The following is a 21,607-nucleotide window of genomic DNA, read 5'->3' on the forward strand; positions in this document are numbered from 1 at the left end:
ATCGCGCCTCGGGTGGTACGCGGCGCTGCAATAAGTAGATATCGACAGCGCGCGCTCAAGGGGCGGCAACCGATCCTTTCGCGGCCCGGCCGCCTCGCCTCGATCTATGCCGCCGCCAGTCGCGCGATCTCCACGCGGCGGGCGTTGCTGACCGCGAAGACCAGCATGGCGACAGCCGAGATCGCCGCCGGTACGGCGAAGATCGCGAAGTTCTGCTGCAGCGGAAGCTCCTGCGCCAGGAGCACGCCGCCGAGCGTCGGGCCGACGATCGCGCCGATGCGACCGACACCGGAGGCCCAGCCCAAACCGGTGGAGCGAACCGACAGGTTGTAGAGCTGCGCCACGCTGGCATAGAGCAGGATCTGCGTGCCGATCGTGGTGGCGCCGGCAACAAAGACCATCAGAAACAGGACACCCGTCGGCGGATTGAAGCCGATCAGCGCGATCGAGAAGGCGGCGGCAACGAAGAAACCAACCACCACCTTCGGCAGGCCGAAGCGGTCACCGAGCCAACCACCGGCAATCGCGCCGACCATGCCGCCGAAATTCAGCGAGAACAGGCTGAGCAGGCTCGCCTTCTCGGCGTAGCCAGCTTCCTGCAGCACCTTCGGCAGCCAGGACGACAAGAGATAGACGAGCAGTAGGCAGCAGAAGAATGCGACCCAGAGCATGACGGTGCGCAGGGTCCGCTGATGGCGGAAGAGTTCCAGCACCGATGCCGAGGCCCCCTTCGTCTCGGAGAAGACCAGCCTGTCGGTGGTACCGAGACGCGCGTTCGGATCGATCTTGGCATAGATGCGTTTGGCCTCTTCCTGCTTGCCCTGGCGGATAAGGAAGCCAAGCGATTCCGGCAGCCTCCAGAGGATCGCTGGCAAGAGGAGCAGCGGCACGGCGGCGATGAAGAACATCGGCTTCCAGCCATAGGACGGGATGAGGCCGATACCGAGACCGGCAGCGACCATGCCGCCGACGGAATAGCCGGAGAACATCAGCGCCACCAGCGTGCCGCGCAGACGCTTCGGCGCATATTCGTTCATCAGCGCCACCGCATTCGGCATCAAGCCGCCGCAGCCGAGACCGGCGAAGAACCGGAAGATCTTGAAGTGCTCCGGCGAATTGGCAAAGCCGGTCAAAAGGGTTGAGAGCGTAAACAGCAGGAAGCTGATGGCGACCCCCTTCTTGCGGCCGATCCGGTCGGCGAGCGGGCCGAAGATCAGCGCCCCGAACATCATGCCGAACAGCGCCCAGGCCTGCAGCGCCCCGGCCTGCGGCTTGCTCAGGCCCCATTCGGCAATCAGCGTCGGCAGCACCGTGCCGGCGACGAAGACGTCGTAACCGTCGACGATCAACAGCAGCGCCGAGAGCGCTACAACCATCCACTGGAAGCTCCCAAGCGGGCTCCCGTCAATTGCTTCATTCACATCGATCGTGCGCATCATCTCCTCCCCAGGTGTTCGCGCGTTGAAAAAGGTCCGTCAGCCGAGATCGCCGCCGGCGACCGGCAGAACACTGCCGGTGATGTAGGAGGCCTCGTCGGAGGCCAGGAACAGGATCGGCGCCGCTTGCTCTTCGATGCTGCCGTAGCGTTTCATGAAGCTCGACTGCTTCACCTGGGCGACGACGTCGCCCATCCAGGCCTTCTCGGCCTCATTGTCGCCTTCGGCATTGCGCGGGATGCGGCGCGGCGGCGCCTCGGTTCCGCCCGGTGCTGTGGCAACGACGCGGATGTTGCGGTCGGCAAGCTCCATCGCCAGCGACTGGGTGATGGCATTGACGCCGCCCTTGGCCGCCGAATAGGGCACGCGGTGAATGCCGCGTGTGGCATTGGACGACACGTTGACGATGGTGCCGCCACCGCGGGCAAAGAGATGCGGCAGCACCGCATGGCAACAGTAGAGGGTCGGCATCAGCGAGCGGCGGATCTCTGCATCGATCTGCACCGGTTCGAATTCGGCAAAGGGACGCATGCGGATGGCGCCGCCGACATTGTTGATCAGGATGTCGATGCCGCCGAATTTTTCCGCGGCAAAGTGCATTGCTGCGGCTGCCCCCTCGTGCGTTTCAAGATCGGCTACGAAGGCAGCCGCCCATTCACTGCCGGCCTCCGCCGCCACCTCGGACACGAAATCGGCACGGTCGACAAAGAGAACCTTGCCGCCTTCAGCCACGGCACGCAGCGCCACGGCGCGGCCGATCCCTTGCGCGGCACCGGTGACGACGATTGCCTTGCCGGCAAACCGTCCTTCGAAACGAGCGGAGGTCATGCTGCCTCCTTCGCCACCGCATTGGGCGTGAACTTCTCATAGTGGAAACTGTTGGGCCTTACGCCGGTGTCGTCGAGATGCTTGCGCACTGCGTCCACCATAGGCGGCGGGCCGCAGAGATAAACGTCGACATCGCCGCCGTTCAGCACGTCCTCGGGCATGTGCTGGGTCACCCAGCCCTTGCGCGGATGGCTGGAGGCGACATCCGCCACCACCGTGTCAAAGGTGAAGTTGGCAAGCCGCTTGGTATAGGCTTCGATCTCGTCGACAAGCACCAGATCGAGGTCGCGGGTGACGCCGTAGATCAGATGCACTTTCTGCTCCGGGTTGGTGCGGGCCAGAACCTCAAGCATCGACAGGAACGGCGCAAGACCGGTGCCACCGGCGAGGAAGAGCAGGGGGCGCTGAACCTCGCGCAGATAGAAACTGCCGAGCGGCCCGGTCAATTCCAGTTTCGTGCCGACTTCGGCGTGTTCCAGCCACGTGCTCATCAGCCCGCCCGGGATCTTCTTGATCAGGAAGCCGACGCGCGTCTCGCCCGATGCCGAGGAGAAGGAATAGGAACGGCTCTGGCCGCTGCCGGGCACGTCGATGTTGACGTACTGCCCCGGCAGAAAGGCCGGCGCTGCAGCGCCCTCGATATCCAGTTCGAGCACGATCGCCGCATCGTTGTGCGGGACGACGCTTGCCACACTCGCCGTAAACTTCTGCTGTCCGGTCTTACAGGCCGCTGCTGTCGTCGGCACCGCGATGACGCAGTCGCTCGACGGCTTCATCTGGCAGGTCAGCACCAGTCCGCTTGCCGCCTCGTCCGCTGTCAGCGCATCGTCGATGAAGTCGTCGCCGAGGTCGTAGGCGCCGCTTTCGGCGCGGCACTTGCAGGTGCCGCAAACCCCGTCCGAACAGTCCATCGGCAGGTTGATCTTGTTGCGGAAGGCGGCGTCGAGCACCTTCTCATCGTCCCTGCATTCGACGAAGCGGGTGACGCCGTCCTCGAAATTCAAAGCGATCCTGTAGCTGGCCATGGTTGTTCCTCCCATTCCTGTCAGGCGACGGCCGTCAGATGTGGTAGACGTCGATGACCTGGCGGATGTAGTCGTTCTTCAACACGATCTTCTTCCGTGAGATCAGCAGTTCACTGCCGCTCTTGCGGAGCGTGACGAACATGGTCCCGAAGAAGTGGTCGGTGACCTTGTAGCGGTGGTTGAGCGTGTGGAAGTTGTAGCGGAAGTCCGCCTCCTCGCCGCGATCGGCCACAAGCTCGACATTGGTGACGTTGTGGCTTGTGCGCGGCTCCGGCGTGGACGCTCCAGAGCGTTCGGTCTTGATGCGAAAGACGCGATCTTCCAGGCCATCGCGGCTCGGGTAATAGATCAGCGAGATCTGCGACTGCGGATCTTCGGTCAACTGATCGTCGTCGTCCCAGGCCGGCATCCAGTAGCTGACGTCCGGCGCATAGCAGGTCAGCCATTCGTCCCATTGCCGGTCGTCGAGCAGGCGCGCTTCGCGATAGAGGAAGGCGCAGGCGGTGTCATAGGAGATCGTCATGCGACCGCTCCCTGCTTTTCGGAGGCAAGTGCTGTGCGCATCACCTTCGCCCAATATTCGTGCTGGCGGACAAAGAGGCCTTCGTCTTCGCTGCGCTCGCCCGAGAGCAGCGGTGCGATGCCCATGCGCCTGGCGTTCTCATCCGGACCGTCGATCCAGAGCGGCGCACCGCGAGAGAGATCGTTCCAGAGCGCGGTGATGCCGGCGTAACCCTGCTGGCAGGCGCGGAACTCCTCGAGATCGTCGGCCGTGCCCATGCCGGAGACATTGAAGAAATCTTCGTATTGGCGGATGCGCAGCGTGCGATCGGCCGCATTTTCACCCTTCGGCGCGAAGCAGAAGATGCTGATCTCGGTCTTGTCGACGCTGATCGGACGGGTGACGCGGATCTGCGTGCTGAACTGGTCCATCAGGAAGACGTTCGGATAGAGGCAGAGATTGCGGGTCTGGTTGACGATGAAATCCGCCTGCACCTCGCCGACGCGCGCCTTGATCTCCTCGCGGTGGCTGTAGATCGGCCGGACCTCCGGGTTCATGGTGTTGGTCCAGAGCAGGATGTGGCCGTTGTCGAAACCGTAGACGCCGGCTATCGAGCGGCTCCAGCTCGAGGCATCGACCGCCTTTGTGCCCTCCTCGTTGCGCCGGCCCATAGTGGCGGCATAGTTCCAGTGAACGGAGCTGACGTGATAGCCGTCGCAGCCGTTCTCCATCTGCAGCTTCCAGTTTCCGTCGTAGATATAGGAGGAATTGCCGCGCAGTACCTCGAGACCGTCAGGCGCCTGGTCGACGATCTGGTCGATGATGACTTTCGTTTCGCCGAGATAGTCCTCGAGCGAGGTGACATCAGGATTGAGGCTGCCGAACAGGAAGCCGCGATAGCTCTCGAAACGGGCAACGCGCTTCAGGTCGTGCGAACCGTCTTTGGCAAACTGCGGCGGATACTGCGTCGTCTTCTCGTCCTTCACCTTCAGGAGCTTGCCGGTGTTGGAGAAGGTCCAGCCGTGGAAGGAACAGGTGAAGCTGCCCTTGTTGCCGTGCTTGCGCCGGCAGAGCATGGCGCCGCGATGGGCACAGGCATTGATGACGGCGTGCAGTTCGCCCGTCTTGTCACGGGTGACGACAACCGGCTGCCGGCCGATATAGGTGGTGTAATAGTCGTTGTTCTCGGGGATCTGGCTCTCGTGGGCGAGATAGACCCAGTTGCTCTCGAAGATGTGCTTCATCTCCAGCTCGAAGAGGTCTTCGTTGGTGAAGATGTCGCGGCGGCAGCGGAACGTGCCGGCCTCATGATCGTCCTCGACCGCGGTGGCGAGCAGGTCGTCGAGGGCTTGGGCTTTGTCGATAACGGCGGACATGGTTCTTCTCCCGCAAACGGCTGATCCGTGCTCGGCTCTAGCGATTGCAACAATGTCTGATGTCAGGGGGCGGCGGCTCAGTCGGCCGCCGCAGAGGTGATCAGGCGGCGGCGCGCTTACGCTGCTCGTTGATCTGGTTGTCGACGCCGTTCACCAGTGAGGTGAGATGGATGTCGAATTCGATCTCGGCGAAGGGGCCGGAGAGGTTGTTCGCCTTGATGCTCGCCTCGTCGGTCCGCTCGGTGACGTCAGGCACCAAGCCATCCCTCGTCGCATAGGCGAAGTCGTCGTTGACCAGCGGGTCGCCGGCGATGTTGATCTGGGTCGTCAGCTTGCGGTGCCCATCGGCGCTGATGAAGAAATGGATGTGGGCCGGGCGCTGGCCGTGACGGCCAAGGGCGGAAAGCAGCTGCTCTGTCGGGCTTCCCGGAGGCACGCCGTAGCCGTGCGGCACGATGCTTTGAAACTTGTAACAGCCTTTGGCGTCGGTGACGATCGTGCGGCGCATGTTGAACGGCGCCTGCAGGCCGGTCGGGTCGAAGTGCGAATAGAAACCGCGGGTGTCACAGTGCCAGACTTCGACCGTCGCGCCCTTCAGCGGCTGGCCGTCGGCATCATAGACGGTGCCGTGCATGATCAGCGTCTGGCCATTGGTGTCGCGGCCATCGTCGAGACGGGCGAAGCCTTCCGAGGCCGGTGCGCCGGCGACATAGAGCGGACCTTCGATGGTGCGCGGCGTCTGATTCTCGATGCCGAGCGCTTCGTCGATCGCGTCGAGACGTTCATCGAGGAAGTGATCGAGGCCGAGGCCGGGCGAGATCAGGCCGGCCTGGCCGGCAGCGCCGATCTCGTTCAGCCAGGCAATACCGGTCCAGTATTCGTCCGGGGTGATGTCGAGATCGTCGATCGCCTTGAACAGGTCAGACATCAGCCGGTGCACGATCTCTTTGACACGCGGGTTGCCGCCGTCCTTGTCGAGGCCGCTCAGAACCTTCAGGAAAGCTTGAGTCTCCGGCTTGTCGAAAATCTTCACGTTCATATCAATTCCTCCACTTGGATTGTCTTGAAGCTCAAGCCGCTTGCCAAACCTCCCGGCCGCGGCACGCACAAATTCTCAGCTATCGTCCTCGCGGATCGAGGATGGGTGCCGAAGCAGCGGCGTGACCTCGATCTGCATGAACTTGAACAGCGGCAGCCCCGAGAGGATCTCGTGCAGCTCGGCATTGTCCTTCACGTCGAAGACGCTGTAGTTCGCGTACTGCCCGGCGATCCGCCAGATATGCCGCCACTTGCCGCTCTGCTGCAGCTGTTGCGAATAGGCCTTTTCCCGGGCGAGGATCTCCGCCGCCTGCTCGGCAGGCAGATCGTGGGGAATGCGAACATCCATTCTGACGTGAAACAGCATGGCTCAGTCCTTACTTCGCAACGCTGATCGTCTTGCGCAGCCCGTCGCGCGCGAAGAATTTCAGCCGATCTTCATCGAGTTCGATCCCGAGCCCTGGAGCATCCGGCACCGTCAGCTCGAAGTCGCTGTAGTCGAGCGGCGTCGCCAGAATTTCCTCGGTCAAAAGCAGCGGACCGAAGAGCTCCGTGCCCCATTGCAGCTTGGCGAAGGTGGAAAACACGTGGGCTGACGCCACTGTGCCGACACCACCTTCCAGCATCGTGCCGCCATAGAGTTCAATGCCCGCGGCATCGGCGATGACCGCCACGCGCTGCGCATTGAACAGACCTCCGCTCTGTTCGATCTTGACCGCGAAGACGTCGGCCCCCTTGGTCTTGGCGATCTCGAAGGCGCTCTCGGGTCCGGTGAGGGACTCGTCGGCCATCAGCGCCAGCGGGAAACGGCGGACGAGGTGACCGAGCGCTGCGGTCGAAGCCACCGGCTGCTCGACCAGCTCACATCCGGCATCGGCGAGCGCTGCCATGCCGTAGGCGGCCTCAAATTCGCTCCAGGCCATGTTGACGTCGACGCGCACCGCGCCGCGCTCGCCGAGCGCCTTCTTGATCGCCGCCACATGGGCGATATCGTCCTTCAGCGGCCTGGCACCGATCTTCAGCTTGAAGATCCGATGACGGCGTAGCTCGAGCATCTTCTCGGCCTCGGCGATATCCTTGGCCGTGTCACCCGACGCCAGCGTCCAGGCGACCGCCAGGCGCTTGCGCAGTGCCCCGCCGAGCAGTTCGCTGATCGGCAGACCCAGGCGCTTTCCATGGGCGTCGAGCAGCGCCGTTTCCACCGCGCTCTTGGCGAAACGGTTTTCCTTGATCGCCTTGCCGATGCGCGCCATCAGCGCCTTCACGTGGGTCGCGTCCTCACCGACCATGACAGGCGCAAAATAGGTATCGATCGCAAGCTTCATGCTTTCCGGGCTCTCGCCGCCATAGGCAAGCCCGCCGATCGTCGTACCCTCGCCAATGCCGACCGTTCCGTCGCTGCAATGGACCTTCACCAGCATCAGCGTCTGGCCGGTCATGGTCGCGACCGACAGCTTGTGCGGCCGGATGGTCGGCAGGTCGACCAGCATGGTCTCGACCCGTTCGATCACGGGGAAGAGGGCTGCTGTCGGGGCGATGGGTGCAAGGGTCGTGTTCATGACCTGAATGTGCGCCCACGCAGCGGGTGACGTCCAACACCAAATAGGTTACCTATGATACCTTGACGGTATAGTATGGCAAAGATTACGCGCATTCATGCGCTTGCCGCACTGCAACATACCGCAACGGTAGGAAAATGGGGGCTGTAACATTGGATCTGCGCCAGCTTCGCTACTTCGTCGCCGTCGCCCGCGAGCGCAACTTCACCCGCGCTGCCGAGCAGCTGCACATCGCCCAGCCGCCCTTGAGCCGGCAGATCCAGCTTCTTGAGGAAGAACTGGGCGTGCCGCTGATCATCCGCAAGAGCCGGCCGGTGCGGCTGACGGAAGCGGGGCGATTGTTTTACGAACAATCGCTGCAAGTGCTCGGCCGGGTGGAACAGATGGTAGAGGCGACCCGCCGCGTCGGTCTCAACCAGAACCGCGTGCTGTCGATCGGCTTCGTCGCGTCCACGCTCTATGGCGGGCTGCCGACGCTGGTGCGCAAGCTCAGGCAGAACGCGCCGGAACTCGATATCCGGCTGTTGGAGATGGTGTCGGTGCAGCAGATCGCGGCGCTGAAGGAAGGCCGGATCGATGTCGGCTTCGGGCGGCTGCATCACAACGATCCCAATGTCGCCGGCATCCTCATGCGGGAAGAGCGCCTCGCCTTGGCGATACCGCAGGGCACGCCGTTTGCCGATGACACATCTCCGCTTCCGTTGAGTGCGGTTGCCGGGCAAAAACTGATCGTCTACCCGAAGGAACCGCGCCCGAGCTATGCCGATCACGTGTTGAGCCTGCTCCACGCGCAGGATGTGCGCCCGGCCGAGGTGCATGAGGTGCGTGAGATCCAGAGTGCGCTTGGCCTCGTCGCCTCGGATGCCGGACTTTGTATCGTCCCGTCCTCTGCGCGTCAGGTCCGCTCCGATCTGCACTATCGCATGATCGAGGGCGAGCGGGCGACCTCACCCGTCATCCTCAACCATCGGGTCGGCGACAATTCCCGTTACATCGAGCTGATCAAGGCGCTGATCGTGGAAATGTATGCGGAAAACCCGCCCTGGCTCGGCCTCGAGCACAATCTGCCGTTCCGGCCGTCCTTCGTTAAATGACGAGTTCAGGCGTCCTCAGATCCCGTGCTTCACCCGTCGGGGAATTGGCACTTTCCGCCCAGATCTCGCAGGCCATCTCGCGAAGCAAAAGCGCCTCGGCCCAGCGATCAGTCGTATCGTTACCGTCCCTGTCGGTGATGGCATAGGGCCTTGGGCCGAGTTCGCACGTCATGACCAGCTCGGCATCGTTGGCAGCGTGGGAGCGCCAGTGCCGGAAGCCGTAGTCCCACCACTCGCGGAAGAGAGCGACCCAGGGCAGATGGTGGGGAAAGGAAAGCTCGATCTGGATCTGCTGGCAGGAGCCGATACGGCCGTGGAAGGCGCCGGCGTTGCGCAGAATGCGTTGGATCTGGGCGTGGCTTTCGTCTTCCACCGGAAAGGCGAATTCCCGGCCAACGAGATAGTGCGAGAGGTCGGCCAAGAGCGGCAGATCGGGCCGCCGGTCGAGCAGGTCGAGCGTGAAGAGGAGGTCGTTGGTGATCCGGTGACGGTGGGTTTCGATATAGACGGGAACATCCATTTCCTCAGCAAGCCTGGCCCAGCCGTCAAGCAGCGGCAGGCAATCCTCGACCCGGCGCGGGCGAACATCGGCCTGCAGATCGATGTGGCTCACCGGAAACTCCGAGGCCAGTTCCAGCGTCAGGCGCAAATCCTCGACGCTTCGAGGAAAACAGACGCCCTCGATCTTCAAGCCCGTTCCGCGGATCACGGCATTGAGGTGCTCGACATCGCGCCGATTGGTATAATGCGCGCTGATGCCGTCGAACCCGGCCTCGACGATCATTGCGATGTTCTCTTCGAGACTGCGCTCAAAGCCGTCCGCATGCCGGCGCTCCATCGCCCAGAGCGATTGAAAGACAAGCAGCTTCTGCATCAGGCGGCCCTGGCACTTTTGAGCAGCGCCTTGAGGTTCACGCTGGCGTCGGCGAGCGCTCCCGGATCGGGACTGACGCCGGCAGCAATCAGCATTTCCGAGAGCTTGATATCCTTGGCGAGACCATTGCCGAAACCGAGGCCAGCGGCGGCGACGAGACGCCCGCCATCGAGGTAGAATTCGAGTTCGCCACCATCGAGCTGGCGTGTCACGCTTTGATGGTCCGGATGGGGCAGGCCCGCCACCTGCAGGCCGAGATCGTATTGATCGGTCCAGAACCAGGGGATGGCAGAAAAAGCCTCCTTGCCGCCGGCCATGTTGAGGGCCGCGACCTCGGCCTGGGTGCGTGCATTGCGCCAGCTTTCGAAGCGCACATACCCGCCACCCGGCTGGGCCACGGCGGCGCAATCGCCTGATGCATAGATGTTCGGATCGCTGGTGCGCAGATAGCCATCCGTCAGGATACCGTTGCCGACGGCAAGCCCCGCCGCCTCCGCGAGTGCTGTATCCGGCTGGACGCCGATGGCGGCGACGGCGATATCGGCCGGCACCGGAGTGCCGTCGGAAAGAACAACCGCATCACCGGTGATTTCGGCGATCCCCTGCCCCAGATGGAAGGTGACGCCCTCATCCTGATGCCGGGCATGAAGCTTCGCGGCAAAACGCGGCGGCACCGCGCGACCGAGCGGCTTCGGCGCCATTTCGATAACGCTAACCATGATGCCCTTGCCGCGCAGCACCGCCGCAAGCTCCATGCCGATCAGTCCACCGCCGATGATCGCAACGTGTCTGCCGGCTTCGGCACGGGCGAAGATCGCCGCCGCATTGGCGTAGGTGCGGAAATCCAGTGCGCGCTCGGCCCCTATGCAAGCGAGGCGCCTCGGACGGGCGCCGGTGGCGAGCAACAGCTTGTCATAGGTGAGCGTCCGGCCATCGCTCAAGGTGACGGAGCGGTCACCGGCATCCAGTCGGGATGCAGAAACACCTTGCCGGTAGTCGATACCGGCGGCCTCCAGCGCCTCAGCGCCGCAGATCGGCTTCATCTGTACGGCGCCATTGAGCGGCTTCGACAACGGTGGCCGCTCATAGGGCAGATGCGGTTCCGTGCCGATGAGCGTGACGCTGCCGGCAAAGCCAGTTTCACGCAGGGCAAAGGCCGCGCGCGTGCCGGATTCCCCGGCGCCGATTATGACGATGCGATCCATGGCTTGCTCCGTAGATCATGCGTTGACGTGCGGGGCGGTCGCAAAACCGCACGCAAGATTTGTCAGCCCGTTCAAAAAGGTGGCCGGCGCAGGCAGGAGAAGTGCGCCGGCCCACAGCGCCGCGCATCCGTTCAGACGCGCAAAGGTCGCTGTAAAACTCTGAATTCCTGCATGTTTCTGTGCTTCAATCGGCGACGATTAAGGAAACATGCAGGAGGAGGATCAGTTGCGCGCCGCGTAATCGGCCATGTTTTTCGGCGTAACGAGCTCGAAGGGAACCCAGACGTTCTTTTTGACGCTTTCACCGCGCACCAGCGAGACGGCCGTGTCGACGGCGCTAGCCGATTGCCCCTTGGCGTTCTGGAATACGGTTGCGTCGAGGTCGCCGGCGGCCATGGCGGCAAGCCCGTCCTGGGTCGCGTCGATGCCAACGACGATCACGTCGTCCATCGATACACCGGCGGCCTTCAGCGCCTGGATGGCGCCGATCGCCATTTCGTCATTGTTGGCAAAGACCACGTCGATCGGCTGTCCGGCGGTGATCCAGTTGGTGGTGAGATCCATCGCATTGGTGCGCGTCCAGGCGGCCGACTGCTCGTCGGCAATCGTCGCACCCTTGCAGTCGCCGGCAGCGAGCGTTTCCTTGAACGCCGAGGTGCGGTCGCGCGAGGCCTGGTGAGCAAGGTCTCCCATCAGGATATAGACCTGCGCATCACTGGCCTTGCCCTTTTCCTTCAGCAGCGAACAGGCAGCTTCCGCACCCAATCTGCCGGAGTCCGTTTCTTTCGAGCCGACATAGGCCTGCTTTTCCGGCAGCTTGCCGAGGTAATCCGGCTCTAGATTGAGATAGACGAGCGGAATACCGGCCTTCTCAGCGGCTTCGCTGATGCCGGGGGCGGCCGAGGTATCCGTCAGCGTCATGATGATCGCGTCGACGCCGCCCGCGATGAAATTGTTCACCTGGTTGAGCTGCTTGGAGATGTCGGTCTGTGCGTCTTCGATCTGAACGGTGGCGCCGTTGACTTCGGCAGCGCGGGCATTGATGCCCTCACGCAGCAGCGTCTGGAAGTTGTTGTCAAAGCTCTGCATCGAGACGCCGATCGTCTCCGCCGAGGCAGCACTTCCCATCAAGGCGGCAAGCGCAGCCGCCAGGTACATGGATTTCATGATTTCCTCCCGAGGGTGCCGGATCACCCGATCGCATTCCGGAGGCCCGATGGGCCTGATCAATGCTTGCGTGGTGGCCTTAGCCGAGCGCCACACGAACCTCGCCGTCGACGATTTCGGCGGGATAGGTCTTGAGATTCTCGCAGGCCGGAAGCCTGATGGCTTCACCGGTGCGATAATCGAAGGCGCCGGAATGCTTGGGACATTCCACCTCGTAGTCCATGACGAGGCCATCAGCGAGGTGAACGGCCTCGTGGGTGCAGAGCCCGGCGGTGCAATAGACGCTATCGTCGGGACCGCGGTAGACGGCGTAGGTTCGGCCGCCATGGTCGAAGCGGATCGCCCCTTCCTGTTCGATATCGTCCAGCTTGCAGGCTGGTACCCAGGTGATCACGTTGCTCATTCTGCTGCCTCCCCGATGGTGTTGCGTGCCTTGCGGGCTGCGAGTTTTTCCTTGCGTTTGCGGTAGCGCTCCTGCATCCGCGCCTCGCCCTCCTTGGAGCCGTCGTGCCAGGTGCCGAACCAGCGATCGAGCGGGATCAGGGCGTCGCCGTAATTCACCTCGAAATACTTGTGGTGCAGGTAATGCGCATAGGCGTGGCTATCGACGAGCGTCTCTTCACCGACCTCGACCTTGTCGAAGCCGACATGGCCGGGAATGGCACCGAAGCCCGCGTAGTGCAGCTGGTAAAGCATCAGGATCGGGTTGGACGGCAGGATCAGGTGATAGAAGGCGGTGGCGAAGTAGAGCAGGTGCTCGACCGGATGCATCGACAGCGACGACCAGGGCGACGGGTTCACCGAATTGTGGTGGACCGAATGCACCCACTTGTAGAGCAGCGGCGTGTGGATGAGCCGGTGCATGCAGAAGAAATGGAACTCGTGGATAACAGGCACCACCAATGCGACGAGCGCGAGCGTCCAGGGATTGTCCGCGAAGCTCAGCCACGGCGCATAGCCATTGGCGTAGGCCCAGAGCATGGCGACTTCGACGGCGGTCCAGATCGTCACGCCTGAGAGGAACGTGCGCAGGATGTTGTCGAGATTCTGGCTTTCGAACCAGAAGGCTTTGCTCTTCTGCTCGGCCGGAAACTTGCCGTTGTACTTGAACCGGTTTTCCTGCCGTTTCAGCACATAGAGATGCAGCTCGAAAGCGCCGTAGAAGAAGAAGACGCAAACCGCGTTGACCGCATAGAGCCAGGCGATCCAGCCGACGCTCAAGCTCTGCATCGCCTCGACCGGCGGGATCACCCAGGCCCAATAGACGACGGCCGACGCCGCGAAGATCGCATTCCAAGGAAAGAAGTAATGCGGCAGCCACTTGACGAGCGCCAGCAGTTTTGGCGGGAAGGCAAACAGCGGCGCCGTTTCGATCGGCTCGTTCGGCGCCCAGTCGCCACGCTTGTTGCGGGTTCCATATTTCAGATCGTCCATGGCGCTCTCCTCCCGGCGGACCGCATGCGCTCCGCCCTAAATCCTTCGAAGGAGGTTGCTTTCCGGGTCTGTCGGAGCGCCTCCTTCTTGATAAAAATCTAGCAGGAGGCGGTCGGAACGGCGAAAGCTTGTTTGATCAAATCAGATCAAAGGCTTTCGGCTGTGATGGTAATGAAGCGAATGGGGGCGGTGTCCGGCTCCATCTCGGAAAGCCCGATCCGCCGCAGCATCAGGTCAAGCGAGCGACGGGCCTGTGCCTCCGGCGCCTGGTCGAGCACGACGTCCATGATGCCGTCGCTAAGCGCCTTGCGGGTGTAGTCGGTCAGCTCATGGCCGACGAAGAAGATTTCGGTGCCACGCTTATGTCGGCGAAGCACGTCGATCAGGGCCGCATTCGCGCCGCCGGCATTATAGAGCCCGGCCATATCCGGATACATGTCGAGCGCCCATCGCAACGCTTCGGCGCCATAGTGCTCCTCGTCGCGGGTAAAACCCAGCCACTCGAACCGGCGGTCGCCCGGATGCCCCTCAAAATAGTCCGAGAAGCCACTGAGGCGGTCGCGATGGACCTGATAGATCGGGTGGCAGAGCGCGACGACGGGCCCCGCCTTGCGCGCCATGCGCGCGATGAAGAGTGCCGCCGTTCGTCCGGCCGCGTGATTGTCGATGCCGACGAATTCGCCCAAGTCGTGCGAGGCCCTTGTCACGACATGGACCACCGGCACGCCGCGCACGATCACGGCTTCGACAGCGGCGCTGATCAGCGGATGATTGGGCACGGCCAGGATCAATCCGGCGCGGCTAACCTCGGCTGAAAGGATGCGCCTGGCGATCTCCTCCGGCTTCATTTCCTCGGTAAAGCTGCGATGCACGACGACGAGCGGATCCAGCGTCTCGGCGATCCGCTGAAAGGCCTGCGACAGGCGGCGATAGAAGGTCGTCTCCGGCCGCACCATCAGCACATCGATGCGCAAAAGCCCGCGATGGGTCTCGGGAAGGGTTCGCGGATAATTCAGCGCGCGCGCCGCAACGACGACTTTTTCGACGAGGTCCGGGCGAACACCACCGCGGCCGTTCAAGACCCGCTCGACCGTCGCGGTACCGACGCCTGCGAGCTTAGCGATGTCTCGGTAGTTCGGCTTGCTCACGGAGACCTATCCTCGGCATCGACACATATTCAAAGCGCTTTAGCACGAGAGAGCGCTCGCTCGACAGAGCATCGGCTCAAGTTGGGCTCGCCAAGGTCGCAACGTCACCTATATGCATCGGGACATCGAACCGGATCGAGGCTTCCATGACTTATGAATTGTATTATTGGGACGGCATTCAGGGCCGCGGCGAGTTCGTGCGGCTGGCGCTCGAAGATGCCGGCGCCGATTACATCGATGTCACCCGTGAACCGGGCCGCGGCACCGGTGAAATGATGAAGCTGATGGAGAGCGCCACCGAGGCGCACGTGCCATTTGCGCCGCCCTTTCTGAAAGATGGCAACCAGATCATCTCGCATGTGGCCAACATCCTCTTCTACCTCGGCCCCAAGCTCGGCCTTGCACCTAAGGACGAGGCACTGCGCTGGTTTGCCAACGGCCTGCAGCTGACGATCACCGATTTCGTCGCCGAGGTGCACGACACGCACCATCCGATCGCGACCTCGAAATATTACGAAGACCAGAAGCGAGAGGCCAAAGGCCGCGCAACCGAATTCGTTACCAACCGCATCCCGAAGTTTCTCGGTTACTTCGAGCGGGTGCTTACGCAAAACCCCGATGGCGGCAGCCATGCGGTGGGTGGCGGCGTCACCTATGTCGACCTGTCGCTGTTCCAGGTGATCGAAGGGCTGCGTTATGCCTTCCCGAAGGCGATGCGGCACTACGAGGGGCTGTATCCCAACCTGATAAAGCTGCATGTTTCGGTGAAAGCCCGGCCTAACCTTGCCGCCTATCTCGCTTCACCGCGACGCCTGGCCTTCAATGAGGACGGCATCTTCCGTCGCTATCCGGAACTGGACATCGCGCCCTGAGGAGATGCGCCGCCAACGTTACGCAGCGGCGACCCTTTGCTCCCGCAGAAACGCGGAGACGCGCCTCAAGCCTTCGCGTAGAATGCCTTCGTTGTTGGCGTAGCCGATCCTGAGATAGCCTCCCATGTCCATGGCGCTGCCCGGCGTGAACATCACGCCGGTTCGTTGTAGCAGTTGCAGGCAGAATGCCTCTGAAGTCATCGGCAGGTCGTATTTCAAAAGCACCGTCGTGCCCGACTGCGGCTTGATCCAGGCGATCAACGGCTCAGCATCTACCCAGTCCGAGAGAATGGCGAGGTTGGTGCACCGTCCACAGCTCGGCGCAGGCCTATGCCTACATCAATGACGGCGACGGCGTCGTGACCTTCGTCCGCAACGTCATCTCGTAGACAAGGCCTAAGCTGCCACCCGCTACTCGACGTAGTTCCAGGGGACGAAGCGATAGAGCGTCTCGTCGCGCGCCACATGGCCAACACCGGGGAATGGCAGATGCGCACCGGCGATGAGGTATCGCCCATCCGCCGCATCCGCCAATGCAACGGTACGCGTCGCTGCCGCCGCGGTGCCGTCGACGTCGAAGCTGACGAAGACGTCAGGCGTATCGAACTGGATGTAATCCCCGTGAATGACGTCGCCCCAGAAGACGAGACGCTGGCCGTCATCCGCTTTCAGCACGATCGCGGAATGCCCGGGCGTGTGCCCGGCGCGCAAGGTCGATCCGAGGTTCGGCAAGACGTCCGCGTCGTCGGCGAAACGATTCACTTTTCCGGCGGCGATATAGGGGGCCAGGGCATCGTGCGCTCGCTGAAAGTCGGTCTTCTGCGCCTCGGTCAGCGCCGTCACGCCCTCCCGCTCGATCCAGTAGCGGTATTCGCGCTCGGCGAGATGGATCTCGGCATTCGGAAATTGTACTTTGCCGTCGACGGTGAGGCCGCCGGAGTGGTCCGCGTGCACATGCGTCAGGACCACGGCGTCGACCTGGTCGGCGCGATAGCCGGAGGCCGTGAGATGCCTCAAGAGCTTGCCGGCGGCAGTGCCGAGCAGTCTCCCCGACCCGGCATCGATCAGCACCAGCCGTTCGCCGTCGTTGACGAGATAGGCGTTGATCGACAGATGCGGCTCCTTGCCTAGGAAGTTTTCGTCCAGCCTGCGCTGCAGCTCGCCTTCCGGTTCGTTCTGATAGATCTTCGTCATCGGCAACGCCAAGGTGCCGTCCGACAAGGCGGTGACTTCGAACTTTCCGAAGCGGAAGCGGTAGTAACCGGCATTGGCGACGGTCGAGAACGGGGCGGCGGAAAAGGCGAACCGCGGCGCGAGCGGCAACAGGGCCGTGGCGGCAAGAAGGCCCAAAGCTTGTCTGCGGGTGGTCATGATCGGCTCCTTCGATTGGAAGCCGAGACGCTATCAATTCAACCGTCGGACGATTATCCTGCGATCGTGGAAGTAATTGTTCCGGAAACGCATGAAATCCCCCCAATCTGCCGATCTCAACAGCCTCAGGATTTTCCTCGAGGTCGCCCGCTCCGAGAGCTTTTCCTCAGCTGCGCTTCGCCTGCACCTGCCACCGAGCACGGTCAGCCGGCGCCTGGGCGAGCTTGAGGCAGCGCTTGGCGTCGCCCTGCTGCTGCGCTCCACCCGCCGGGTCTCCTTGACCGAGGCCGGAAAGCATCTGCTGGAATCGGTCGGGGGCGCCGTCGAGCTCATCGACCGCGGCATCGCCGGCTTCCAACCGGCCGACGGTACGGCGCGCGGGCGCCTAAGGGTCGCGACGTCAGTCGCCTTTGCCCGTACCTTCCTGCCACCGATCCTGAAGCGCTATGCGGAACTCTGCCCAGAAGTCCAGGTCGACGTGCAGACCACCCACCAAAATGTCGATCTGATCGGCGAAGGCGTCGACGTGGCCTTAAGGATGGGCGAACCCGTCGACAGCGAGATGATCTACCGCAAGATCGGAACGATCGAGCAGCGCCTCTATGCCGCGCCCGCCTATTGCGCAGGATTGGCGCTGTCTTCGCCCGAGGACCTCATGCACGTCGCCCTGGTGGCACACCGGACACGCATGCGACGGGAGCTTGCCCATTGGGTGCTGTCAGACGGCAACAGGCACTTTACGCTCGAGCGCCCGCCATCGATCGTCGTCGACGATCCGGCGATCGGTGAGCGCCTGATCTCCGAAGGTCTCGGCATCGGCATGCTCAGCGACGCGCTCGCCGCTGACGGCGTCGCAGCAGGAAGACTTGTGCCGGTTCTTCCCGAATGGTTCGGGCCGCCTACGCACGTCTACTACCTCTACCACCAGCAACTGGGCGACCTGCCGAAAGTGGCGGAGTTCCTGAAAGCGGTGCGCGAGACGTTTCAGGTTCGGAGCAAGTAACGTCGCACCGCCGCCGCTTCCAGCAACCGTCATGCGGCGACGCGCGGACGGCCGGGCTTTCGCGCCTAGGGCCGAAGCTCTTCGATCGAATCCACCCGGTCCGGATAGAATGCCAACCGATCCCGGATGTCGGCGACCGCCTCATGCGGGTTCTCATAGCTCCAGACTGCGTTTCGCGATCGCTCGCCGCCGGATGGGATGCTGTAGTAGGACGCATCCCCCTTATAGGGGCAGTGGGACGCGTGATCCGTGCGCTCAAGCAAAGACATGTCGACATCCTCACGCGGGATGTACTGCACCGGCGGATAGGACGCCTCGCGCAAGGCGAGCGCATTGCGGGTGTCGGCAACGACGCGCCCGCCAAGCGTGACGACGACCCGCGCCGGGTTTTGCTCGATGGTGATCGGATGATCGGGGCCGGGAATCTTGATCGGTTTGTCTGACATGGGCGACCGCCTCCAGAACGTTACGGATACTAGGTGGTTACCTCGCCGGCCAATTCCAACCGGTCACGCCAAAAACCCTCAGCTGTTTGCCGCCGGAGAACGGACGGCTGTTGAGGGTTCTACCGCGGCCGCCGTCGGATGGCTCTCGTCGAGCAACTTGCGCACCTCCATCACGCCTTGGCCGTATCCGACCAGCTGTGTCTCCAGACGAGAAGCGCGACCGAGCCGACGATGGCGATAATAAAGGCGATCGGCCCCAGGAACCAGAGCGCGGCGGCAACGGTGAAGTAATAGGAGCGGACACCCTGGCTGAAGGATCGAAGGGCCGGATTGATCATCAGCGACAGGGCGTGGGCCCATGCGGCGATGTCGCGGGCTTCTTCGCGCGAAGGGCTCGCTCCGATCGCTGCGAGGCAATAGTTGATCTGCCGCACCGCCCAGATGAATTCGGACAGCCCGCGCAGCAAGGTCGCCATGACGAGCAGCACCTTGCATTGAAACAGCCACAACGGCTCGATCGGCGCGAACATTGCGATGATGCCCGACTGAAGGCCAATCGTCGGCTGGATGAAAAGCGCACTGCTCATGGCGACGATGACGATGAGATTGGCCGAGCCGAAGAACGAGGCCGAATTGATCGTGTGACCGAGAATGGCGGCGTCACCGATGAAGTTGGTATCCCGCGTCAGCACCTCGCGCATCCAAGCCTGCCGGACACGCACCATGTCCAGCATCAGGCTGTCTGTCCGGCGCGGCCAACCAAGCGCCATCATCGGCTCCAGTCCCACCCAGGTCACGAGGAACAGGATAATCGCGATCCAATCAAGCATCTGCACGGCCAGCCTCCCACCATAGCAGTTCCTAATAGAAGCCGCGGCGAGCGGCGCGTCAACGCGGCGGCGCAAGTCGGGACTGCCGAAGCCGACGGCGTCGCCAGTACTTGCTGACAATCCCTGGGACTTATGTGTCATCACCGGATTGACTCGGCCTGTATCCTGGATACAATTTGCCTCGATCTTGGGAGGGATCGATGAACCAATCCTTTGAATGGCGAAGCCAGTCACGCTTGCTCGACGAAGTGGCCCAGGCCCTTCGCGAACGTATTTATGCCGGCGTCTATGCGCCGGGCGCGACGCTGCGCCAGGAAAAGATCGCCGCCGAGTTCGGCATCAGCCGCACGCCGCTGCGCGAGGCGCTGCGCGTGCTCGAGCGCGACGGGCTGGTTGTCAACAAGCCGGGCAGCGGTGTCCGGGTCGCAACCGCCGACCTGCCGAAACTGCTGGACGCCTACGCGGTGCGTGAGGCCATGGATGGCGTGGCGGCCCGCAACGCCGCCGAGCGGGCGACAAATGCCGAGATCAAGGATCTGGCAAAGCAGGTGGAGCGCCAGCGCAAGACCGTCGAAAACTGGGATCCAGGCGCCTACACACAGTCCAACGTCGTCTTTCACGAGGCGATCGTTGCGGCCTCGCGCAATGCGTCGCTGGCGCCGCTCGGGCCGCTTCTGCGCATGACCTCGCAGGTTTTTGCCCCAGCCTTTTCGCTTTCGAGCGAGCGGGCGAGCACTGCGGTCGCCGAACACGGGCTGATCGTCGAGGCGATCGCCGCACGGAACCTTGATGAATCCGAGAAACTGGCCCGCGCCCACATCAACGCGACGGCCATGAGATTGAAGGCGCTGCTTGAAGAGCGCGGGACTGACAAAGAGGCATGACTGTGAAGACCTACGGCAATTTCATCGCGAACAAGTGGCAGGACGCAACGGGCGGCGAGTTCATCGCCGTCAGGGATCCTTCCAACGGCCTGGAATTTGCGCGCATCGCCCGGGGCACTCGGGATGATATCGATCTCGCCGTGCGTTCGGCACGCGCGGCACTCTCAGGTGAGTGGGGACGCCTGACGCCGACCGAGCGCGGCCGGGTGCTGACCCGGATTTCGGCCGGTGTGCTGCGCAACATCGACCTTCTGACGGAGCTCGAAGCACGCGATGTCGGCAAGCCGCTGACCCAGGCGCGGGCCGATGTCGTGGCGCTCGCCCGCTATCTCGAATTCTATGGCGGTGCTGCCGATAAGGTACATGGCGACACCATTCCCTATCAGAACGGCTTCACCGTGCTGACCGTCTATGAGCCACACGGCGTCACGGGCCATATCATCCCCTGGAACTACCCGATGCAGATCCTCGGCCGCAGTCTCGGCGCGGCCCTTGCCATGGGCAATGCCGCCGTGGTCAAGCCCGCAGAAGAAGCCTGCTTGACGATCCTCGAGTTTGCCCGCATCGCCGAAGAAGGGGGCCTGCCGTCGGGTGCGCTCAACATCGTCACCGGCTTCGGCTCGGAGGCGGGCGTCGCCCTCTCAGAACACCCCGATGTCAACCACATCTCCTTTACCGGCTCGGTCCGCACCGGCGAAATGGTGCAGGCAGCCGCGGCGAAGAACGCCGTGCCGGTGACGCTGGAACTCGGCGGCAAGTCGGCGCAGATCGTCTTTGCCGATGCGGATCTCGACCGCGCGGTCCCCTTCCTCGTCAATGCCGGCATCCAGAATGCCGGTCAGACCTGCTCGGCCTCGTCTCGCATTCTGGTCGAGCGTGCCGTCTATGAAGAAGTGGTCGCGCGGATGAGCGAACGGTACCGCGCCCTGAAGGTCGGTCCTGCTGGCAGCGATCTCTCGGTCGGCCCGGTCGTCTCGCACCGGCAGAAGGCGATCGTCGAGGGCTTCCTTGCCGACGCCGCCAAGGATGGCCTGAAGGTCGCGGCGCAGGGCGAGATCGTCGCCGACGCGCCGGCCGAGGGCGCCTATGTCGCGCCGACGTTGCTGCGCGACGTGCCGCACCAACACCGCACGGTGCAGGAAGAGATCTTCGGCCCGGTTCAGGTGATCATGCCCTTCGACGGCGAGGAGGAAGCCATTCGACTTGCCAACGGCACCGCCTATGGCCTCGTCTGCGGCGTCTGGACCAATGACGGCGGCCGGCAGTTGCGCATGGCGCGCGCCGTGCACGCCGGCCAGGTCTTCATCAACAATTACGGCGCCGGCGGCGGCGTCGAGCTGCCCTTCGGCGGCGTCAAGAAATCGGGCCATGGCCGCGAGAAGGGTTTTGAGGCCCTCTACGGCTTTGCCAGCATGAAAACCATCTCTGTCTACCACGGCTAGAGCGCGCAAAACCGCAGGCGGCGTTCCACCCGCATCGCGCTCCAACCCATGATCTAAGTCTCCTTGGGAGGAA

21 protein-coding genes and 2 pseudogenes are annotated in these 21,607 nt (G+C 62.9%); 5 read left to right on the forward strand and 18 right to left on the reverse strand.

The window, feature by feature from the left end:
- Nucleotides 1-104: 104 nt before the first annotated feature.
- From FA04_RS27060 to FA04_RS27095, 8 genes are all read right to left on the reverse strand, one after another.
- The gene (locus tag FA04_RS27060) at nt 105-1,436 is read right to left on the reverse strand and encodes an MFS transporter (RefSeq protein ID WP_034801718.1); all 1,332 of its coding nucleotides are present in this window, start codon (nt 1,434-1,436) and stop codon (nt 105-107) included.
- 39 nt (nt 1,437-1,475) lie between these two features.
- On the reverse strand, nt 1,476-2,264 hold the full coding sequence (gene benD / locus FA04_RS27065) for a benzoate diol dehydrogenase BenD (protein WP_034801719.1): 789 nt from the start codon (nt 2,262-2,264) through the stop codon (nt 1,476-1,478).
- Complete coding sequence (benC, locus tag FA04_RS27070; RefSeq protein WP_034801720.1) at nt 2,261-3,289, reverse strand: benzoate 1,2-dioxygenase electron transfer component BenC; 1,029 nt, start codon at nt 3,287-3,289, stop codon at nt 2,261-2,263. The genes benD and benC overlap by 4 nt, the downstream gene beginning before the upstream one ends.
- Before the next feature lie 34 nt (nt 3,290-3,323).
- The gene (gene benB, locus FA04_RS27075; protein WP_034801721.1) at nt 3,324-3,812 is read right to left on the reverse strand and encodes a benzoate 1,2-dioxygenase small subunit; all 489 of its coding nucleotides are present in this window, start codon (nt 3,810-3,812) and stop codon (nt 3,324-3,326) included.
- Nucleotides 3,809-5,167: a Rieske 2Fe-2S domain-containing protein gene (locus tag FA04_RS27080; protein ID WP_034801722.1), complete on the reverse strand. Its 1,359-nt coding sequence runs from the start codon at nt 5,165-5,167 to the stop codon at nt 3,809-3,811. The genes benB and FA04_RS27080 overlap by 4 nt, the downstream gene beginning before the upstream one ends.
- A 100-nt stretch (nt 5,168-5,267) precedes the next feature.
- Nucleotides 5,268-6,206 carry a catechol 1,2-dioxygenase gene (catA, locus tag FA04_RS27085; RefSeq protein WP_034801723.1) on the reverse strand — a complete coding sequence of 313 codons (939 nt, stop codon included), beginning with the start codon at nt 6,204-6,206 and terminating at the stop codon, nt 5,268-5,270.
- 75 nt (nt 6,207-6,281) lie between these two features.
- A complete protein-coding gene (gene catC, locus FA04_RS27090) occupies nt 6,282-6,572 on the reverse strand; it encodes a muconolactone Delta-isomerase (RefSeq protein ID WP_034801725.1) in 291 nt (96 codons plus the stop codon).
- Between the two features lie 10 nt (nt 6,573-6,582).
- Entirely contained in the window at nt 6,583-7,764 is a 1,182-nt protein-coding gene (locus tag FA04_RS27095; RefSeq protein ID WP_051659590.1) for a muconate/chloromuconate family cycloisomerase, read from the reverse strand.
- Between the two features lie 152 nt (nt 7,765-7,916).
- Here FA04_RS27095 and FA04_RS27100 point away from each other — a divergent pair, with 152 nt between their 5' ends.
- On the forward strand, nt 7,917-8,858 hold the full coding sequence (locus tag FA04_RS27100) for a LysR family transcriptional regulator (protein ID WP_034801727.1): 942 nt from the start codon (nt 7,917-7,919) through the stop codon (nt 8,856-8,858).
- Here FA04_RS27100 and FA04_RS27105 read toward each other — a convergent pair.
- From FA04_RS27105 to FA04_RS27130, 6 genes are all read right to left on the reverse strand, one after another.
- Complete coding sequence (locus FA04_RS27105) at nt 8,851-9,732, reverse strand: xylose isomerase (RefSeq protein ID WP_089042900.1); 882 nt, start codon at nt 9,730-9,732, stop codon at nt 8,851-8,853. The genes FA04_RS27100 and FA04_RS27105 overlap by 8 nt on opposite strands.
- Nucleotides 9,732-10,937 (reverse strand): NAD(P)/FAD-dependent oxidoreductase, encoded by a 1,206-nt coding sequence (locus FA04_RS27110; protein WP_034801729.1) that lies wholly within the window; start codon nt 10,935-10,937, stop codon nt 9,732-9,734. The genes FA04_RS27105 and FA04_RS27110 overlap by 1 nt, the downstream gene beginning before the upstream one ends.
- Before the next feature lie 222 nt (nt 10,938-11,159).
- Nucleotides 11,160-12,104 (reverse strand): substrate-binding domain-containing protein, encoded by a 945-nt coding sequence (locus FA04_RS27115; RefSeq protein ID WP_034801731.1) that lies wholly within the window; start codon nt 12,102-12,104, stop codon nt 11,160-11,162.
- A gap of 79 nt (nt 12,105-12,183) precedes the next feature.
- Nucleotides 12,184-12,495 carry a MocE family 2Fe-2S type ferredoxin gene (locus FA04_RS27120; protein WP_034801776.1) on the reverse strand — a complete coding sequence of 104 codons (312 nt, stop codon included), beginning with the start codon at nt 12,493-12,495 and terminating at the stop codon, nt 12,184-12,186.
- Between the two features lie 8 nt (nt 12,496-12,503).
- Nucleotides 12,504-13,538, reverse strand: coding sequence for a sterol desaturase family protein (locus FA04_RS27125; RefSeq protein ID WP_034801733.1), 1,035 nt, complete (start codon nt 13,536-13,538; stop codon nt 12,504-12,506).
- Between the two features lie 146 nt (nt 13,539-13,684).
- Nucleotides 13,685-14,686 carry a LacI family DNA-binding transcriptional regulator gene (locus FA04_RS27130; RefSeq protein WP_034801735.1) on the reverse strand — a complete coding sequence of 334 codons (1,002 nt, stop codon included), beginning with the start codon at nt 14,684-14,686 and terminating at the stop codon, nt 13,685-13,687.
- 146 nt (nt 14,687-14,832) lie between these two features.
- On the opposite strand from FA04_RS27130, the gene FA04_RS27135 reads away from it, so the two are divergent.
- Nucleotides 14,833-15,558: a glutathione S-transferase gene (locus FA04_RS27135; RefSeq protein ID WP_034801737.1), complete on the forward strand. Its 726-nt coding sequence runs from the start codon at nt 14,833-14,835 to the stop codon at nt 15,556-15,558.
- Between the two features lie 18 nt (nt 15,559-15,576).
- Here the strand turns inward: FA04_RS27135 and FA04_RS27140 are convergent.
- Nucleotides 15,577-15,861, reverse strand: a pseudogene (locus FA04_RS27140) (aminotransferase); the annotation flags it as partial.
- A gap of 108 nt (nt 15,862-15,969) precedes the next feature.
- Nucleotides 15,970-16,929, reverse strand: coding sequence for an MBL fold metallo-hydrolase (locus tag FA04_RS27145; RefSeq protein WP_034801741.1), 960 nt, complete (start codon nt 16,927-16,929; stop codon nt 15,970-15,972).
- 91 nt (nt 16,930-17,020) lie between these two features.
- Here FA04_RS27145 and FA04_RS27150 point away from each other — a divergent pair, with 91 nt between their 5' ends.
- Nucleotides 17,021-17,932: a LysR family transcriptional regulator gene (locus tag FA04_RS27150; protein ID WP_034801743.1), complete on the forward strand. Its 912-nt coding sequence runs from the start codon at nt 17,021-17,023 to the stop codon at nt 17,930-17,932.
- Nucleotides 17,933-17,997: 65 nt separating this feature from the next.
- On the opposite strand, the gene FA04_RS27155 is transcribed toward FA04_RS27150, so the two are convergent.
- Nucleotides 17,998-18,378 carry a DUF427 domain-containing protein gene (locus tag FA04_RS27155; protein ID WP_034801745.1) on the reverse strand — a complete coding sequence of 127 codons (381 nt, stop codon included), beginning with the start codon at nt 18,376-18,378 and terminating at the stop codon, nt 17,998-18,000.
- 147 nt (nt 18,379-18,525) lie between these two features.
- Nucleotides 18,526-19,208, reverse strand: a pseudogene (locus tag FA04_RS27160) (DUF599 domain-containing protein); the annotation flags it as partial.
- Nucleotides 19,209-19,408: 200 nt separating this feature from the next.
- On the opposite strand from FA04_RS27160, the gene FA04_RS27165 reads away from it, so the two are divergent.
- Both FA04_RS27165 and FA04_RS27170 read left to right on the forward strand, forming a co-directional pair.
- On the forward strand, nt 19,409-20,092 hold the full coding sequence (locus FA04_RS27165) for a GntR family transcriptional regulator (RefSeq protein ID WP_034801749.1): 684 nt from the start codon (nt 19,409-19,411) through the stop codon (nt 20,090-20,092).
- Nucleotides 20,089-21,534, forward strand: a complete 1,446-nt coding sequence (locus FA04_RS27170; protein WP_034801751.1) for an aldehyde dehydrogenase family protein — start codon at nt 20,089-20,091, stop codon at nt 21,532-21,534. Before FA04_RS27165 ends, FA04_RS27170 begins: the two co-directional genes overlap by 4 nt.
- Nucleotides 21,535-21,607 lie beyond the last annotated feature (73 nt).

The sequence above is a fragment of the Ensifer adhaerens genome, from assembly GCF_000697965.2.
Lineage (GTDB): Bacteria > Pseudomonadota > Alphaproteobacteria > Rhizobiales > Rhizobiaceae > Ensifer > Ensifer adhaerens.